At 31.6% G+C, this 3,802-nt stretch carries 4 protein-coding genes; all 4 read left to right on the top strand.

What is annotated here, in order from left to right; translation table 11 throughout:
- The first annotated feature begins 151 nt into the window (after window positions 1-151).
- The 4 genes from HZF24_RS18565 to HZF24_RS18550 all read left to right on the top strand — a co-directional run bounded on the left by HZF24_RS18565 (window position 152) and on the right by HZF24_RS18550 (window position 3,681).
- On the top strand, window positions 152-967 hold the full coding sequence (locus HZF24_RS18565) for a transposase (protein ID WP_246346190.1): 816 nt from the start codon (window positions 152-154) through the stop codon (window positions 965-967).
- A gap of 210 nt (window positions 968-1,177) precedes the next feature.
- Window positions 1,178-1,618 carry a hypothetical protein gene (locus HZF24_RS18560; protein ID WP_179239870.1) on the top strand — a complete coding sequence of 147 codons (441 nt, stop codon included), beginning with the start codon at window positions 1,178-1,180 and terminating at the stop codon, window positions 1,616-1,618.
- 280 nt (window positions 1,619-1,898) lie between these two features.
- The gene (locus HZF24_RS18555) at window positions 1,899-2,561 is read left to right on the top strand and encodes a hypothetical protein (protein WP_179239869.1); all 663 of its coding nucleotides are present in this window, start codon (window positions 1,899-1,901) and stop codon (window positions 2,559-2,561) included.
- 106 nt (window positions 2,562-2,667) lie between these two features.
- On the top strand, window positions 2,668-3,681 hold the full coding sequence (locus tag HZF24_RS18550) for a hypothetical protein (RefSeq protein ID WP_179239868.1): 1,014 nt from the start codon (window positions 2,668-2,670) through the stop codon (window positions 3,679-3,681).
- Window positions 3,682-3,802 lie beyond the last annotated feature (121 nt).

Genomic DNA, 3,802 nt, shown 5'->3' with positions numbered 1-3,802 from the left:
TACTACAAAATCATTGAAAAATCAATGGTTTTGTAGTATAATTATGTTTAATATCGTAAGTGTTTTTGCGCAGTCTGACGGGGTTACTGACACCTTTATGAAACTCAAATCAGGAGAAGAAAGAAAATAAATTATCAAATGTAAAATTGCTATGTTGACATACATGTTCATATGTGGTACAAATTACCAAAGAGGTGATTTTATGCCGAGAGCTGCAAGAAAAAGGAGCGAAAGTGGAATATATCACATTGTGATGCGAGGAATAAACAGACAAGTAATATTTATTGAAAGGGAAGACTTTTTAAGATTTATTGAAACCTTACAAAAATATAAAAATATCTGTGAATATCAACTTTTTTCTTATTGTTTAATGGATAATCACGTACACCTGTTAATAAAAGAAGGTAAAGAACCTTTGGAAACGGTAATGCGTAGAATATGTGGAAGCTATGTTTTTTGGTATAATAGAAAATATGATAGGATTGGTTATTTGTTTCAGGATCGTTTCAAAAGTGAAGCTGTTGAAGATGACACATATTTTTTGACGGTGCTCAGATATATTTTTCAAAATCCTGTTAAAGCAGGAATGGTAAAAAATATCATTGAATATCCTTGGACAAATTATGATGACTATAACAGAAAAATAAAAAAATCTGAAACAGATTTTATCTTTAATTTTTTTAATTCACATAATATGGAAGAAGCAATAAAGGATTTTATTAAGTATATAAATGAGAGTAATGCTGATGAATGTTTGGATTTAGACGAAAGAAGTACTATAACTGATAACGAGGCACAAAAAGTAATTAATGAAACTTGTAAAGTCGAACATCCCCATGATATGCAAGAATTTAATACTGATGAACGTAATTATTATATAAAAATATTAAAAAGAGATTATAATCTTTCAATTCGTCAAATTGAAAGACTTACGGGAATAAACAGGGGAATAATTCAAAAAGTGTAGTGTCAATAACCCCGTCCCCTAGACACCCCCCTAGACACCCTAGACACCCTGGATTTTCACATTATCGGAAACCTAAATAAGGATGAGATTATAAAGACTGCAGAAAATGTTTCAAAATAATTAAAAATAATTAAAAAAAAGATGTCCCTTTTTCCCTCCTTGTTCGTTATATAGGTAAGAACCTAAAAAACAACAAGGAGGATTTTTATTATGAAACTAAAGAAAATTGGAGCAATAGCGTTGGTGTCGGCATTAATATTTGGAAGTGTTGGAGTTAATGATGTATATGCTATAGAACAACAAGAACATTTATTAGTAAATACAAATCAACAGATAATCACTCCGTTTTGGTCTCAAATTGACATTATTTCGCCATACATATCTTCAAGTGGTTATGTTCTTTACCCAGAAGTGTATATAGAGGCTAAAAGTACTTCAGCATCAATTAGTGGAACAATGTATCTACAAAAATACAGTTCTGGAAGTTGGGTAAATGTAACATCATGGAGTTTAAATGGTACAGGCAATGTATTTTTATCTAAGAGCTATAGCGGGACTTCAAATACAATGTATCGTACTAAAGTTGTAGTAACTGTAAATGGAGAAACTGCCGAGGCCGTTTCAGGTGCTTGTGAAATTTTAAGGTATTGAAAATTGATTAATACAACATTAATTTTCTAAATATGGCGGATTATATCTGTTGTATATAAAAACATAGAGAGGAGGTGAAGATATGATACACATAAGATCACCAAACAAGATAAAAGACTCTTTATACCTCGCATTTTGAATACTTAATCTTGAAAAAGAATCTAAGAGGATATTTCAGAGCCTTATATGGATATTGTAAAATATTAAAAGAAAAAATACAACATTTTTTGCTGTAAATTTTAAAAAAATAAAATACAAAATATTGAAGGGGGATGATTTTATGAAAAAAATTATTAGTTTGATTCTTATTTTATTGATTAGTTTTTCGCAGATTTATCAAGCTCATGGATGTGACATACATGAACATTGCGGATTGGGTGAGTCAGTTACTGGTACATCAGTTGTAGATGAGTCTGAACAGCTTAAATTTCATGAAAAATATAAAGAAATGTATGAGTATGTGGATTATAAGATAGACAGTATTGAAATGCTATATGAGTATATGAATGGTATCAAACCGGAAAGCGAAGAAGATAGCTACTTCGAAATGACTCAGGAATATGGATTGCAAAAAATTAGAATATACGAAATTACCGATGAAGTATTAAAACAATTGGAAAATATCATAAGTTTACAACGTGCTGCAAATTGCCCTGCGTGCGGTTCGAGTTCAACTCAGACTATTTATATAGAAGAAGAGTGGGGACCAATAATGGTTGCCTGTCCTGCAATTTATGGAAGTGACTTTCTAGCGGAGATGAAAAATTTTGTTGCAGTAAGATGTAATAGTTGCAATAATATTTTTGATAAGGTTTACACAAATTCATATTGGAAGGTACGATGCAACTTTGATTGGAAATTGTATTTTTTAAGTAGATTACCAGGTCTCAATATACATTGCTATATCATGCCATATCCACCTTATGAGGTTGTTTTCCCATAAAACATAATTTTTATTAAATGAGAGCCGTAGCAACAATAAAATTCCGACTATATATAGTTGGAATTTTAAGTATGGCATCAAAATGAAGGAGGATTAAGGAGGATTTATGAAAATAAAATATTTATCTACCATTACAATTATACTGTTATTTCTTGTATTTTCTTTAAGTTCATGCACGAATGAAAGTAATGATAGTATTGCAAACAATAAAGATATATTAGAAAACATGAATGATTACCTATACGATTTGCCCCTTGACAGTAATGATGTTGAAGCAATTATTTCCCAAAAATCGCTTGAATGGAAAATCGATAGCCAGGATTCTTTCAGAGATGGGCATGCAGTTTATCTTCTTAAGAAGGATTTAGAACAATTTTCTAAATTGCCTTTTTTGGTCGTAGATTTAGAGCAGTCTGAAAATATGCGGCATGTTATGATGTCCTATGTTTCTCTTGATTCTCCTCATGACAAATTTATAAGCAAAGAGGAACTTTTTGAAGTATTTGACTTAGCATTGACTTTTTACAGCAATCCCGATTATTCAGAGATATTATTTAATGATTTTGTGGATTATTCCCTTGAAAAATCCCCTTCCGAAGATGGAATTACCTGGTACAGGCGCATCGGTAATGCAAGCTTTCAAATTTTATTTTATCCTGCTGACGATGAAAACTACGGACTTAATATCAGAATAGTAATTGCAAATCCCGACAGTATCGAAAGAATGAGAGAGTTGGAAAGATATTATTGGTTAGCGAGTATAGAAGAGACGGGAACTGATTATTCCGAAGGTACTATAGAAGAAATGCTTAAAATGCAGTTACAGGATGATGTCACTTATTATCTTATTGAAAGCCGACTTAAGGATATAAAAGAAATCAGAACTATACCCGAAGGATTAAGTTCCTTTACTAATAGGTTTGTCCGTCTTGATAAGGAAGATTATTTATCTGCAAAGCTTGAAGATGATACTGGAAGTGTAAATGTCTATATTCAGCCAAGCACCTTTACCATCGATGAATTGGAAAAAATACGAAACAATATAATTATTTCAGTTAAAACAGGCTCAGAACAGTTTTATATTGTAAATGTAGGCGAGATTAGGGACCTGAAGCACTAAAATATCAAAAGCGTGGACCAAAGACAGGATGTCAAGGGGACGGATGTCAAGGGGACGGCAGACTGCGCAAAAACACTTACGATATTAAACATAATTATACTACAAAACCATTGATTTTTCA

Origin of the sequence: Sedimentibacter hydroxybenzoicus DSM 7310 (assembly GCF_013403245.1) — a bacterium.
In the GTDB taxonomy this organism is placed as follows: Bacteria; Bacillota; Clostridia; order Tissierellales; family Sedimentibacteraceae; genus Sedimentibacter; species Sedimentibacter hydroxybenzoicus.
This window is presented reverse-complemented; position numbering and strand designations above follow the sequence as displayed.